Origin of the sequence: Vreelandella olivaria, from assembly GCF_023507745.1 — a bacterium.
GTDB classification, from domain to species: domain Bacteria; phylum Pseudomonadota; class Gammaproteobacteria; order Pseudomonadales; family Halomonadaceae; genus Vreelandella; species Vreelandella olivaria_A.
The window spans coordinates 1-1,120 of sequence record NZ_JALPZO010000011.1; the positions used below are offsets into that span (position 1 = coordinate 1).

Genomic DNA, 1,120 nt, shown 5'->3' on the forward strand with positions numbered 1-1,120 from the left:
GGATTTCAACTTTATGACCCACCGCGCTGAAGGCAAAGGGGCACCTGAAGATATCTTTGAAATATTAATGTCAAGTGAAGACTTTGCCAACCTAGGTAAACGCTTTGCTAATTCAACGATTAATTGAAAAATGACAGTTCAAGTATCTCATCCCCCTTCGACTGATGATAAAACCATCTATGGCGGGATATGTGCGTGCATTGATAAGTACACTAACAAAAAATTACAATATTTACTTAACGTTTTAGTTTTCCCTGCCGATTATTTAAAGCAGGCTTCGAGAAATAACCAACGTTTCGGTCACTACCATAGGCCATATAATTGATGGCGATTCAGCAAAACGACAAGGAGGTATTGCCATGACAATCAGCATTGGACCCGCTACCCCGGCGACGTCGCAAACGACGTCTGGTAGCCGCACTCAGGACGTATCAGCCAAGGGAACCGAACAGAGCGAAAACACAACCTCGCCATCTGATTCTTCAAAGCCAGCCAGTCAACTTTCCACGTTGGCTCAGCAGTTAAGCGACAGCGCCCTACGTGCCGAAGAGCGTGATGCCAGCCTGGACCGGAAGGCGCTTGGCCAAAAAGCCAATGCGCTGCTCAGCCAGATTACCGGCCAAGGCTACCATAACAACCGAGCTCGATACGACGCCGAAGTGCCCAACACCGATGATCCCGAACTACTGGAACGAGCAAAACAAGCCACCTCCTTTAACAATGGCAGGGGCAGCAACCCCTTTAGCGGTCTATCGCAAGACCAACTAGCACTGATTATTTATGACGATAGCGGCACATTTACGGCCAATGAGCGACGGGCGGCTTGGCGAGAAGATTATGATCAGCGGGAGGCATGGAATCAAGCCGTCGTTGCTCGAGGTAAATTGGAGTACAGCCAAACCGGCAAGATGACAGAGTTCTTTAAAGAAGTGCTGGGGAATTACAACGATCTCCCCCCCATCATGCAGGCGCAGTATCCCGATTTTTATGCACCGCGCCTTGAACATCTGATTGAGATGGATTTCAACTTTATGACCCACCGCGCTGAAGGCAAAGGGGCACCTGAAGATATCTTTGAAATATTAATGTCAAGTGAAGACTTTGCCAACCTAGGTGGCCT

1 protein-coding gene is annotated in these 1,120 nt (G+C 48.4%); it reads left to right on the plus strand.

Annotated features, from left to right (window positions below; genetic code table 11):
• Nucleotides 1-359 precede the first annotated feature (359 nt).
• Nucleotides 360-1,120 (plus strand): hypothetical protein (locus HP566_RS00830; RefSeq protein WP_249975358.1); only part of this gene is annotated, 761 nt, incomplete at its 3' end.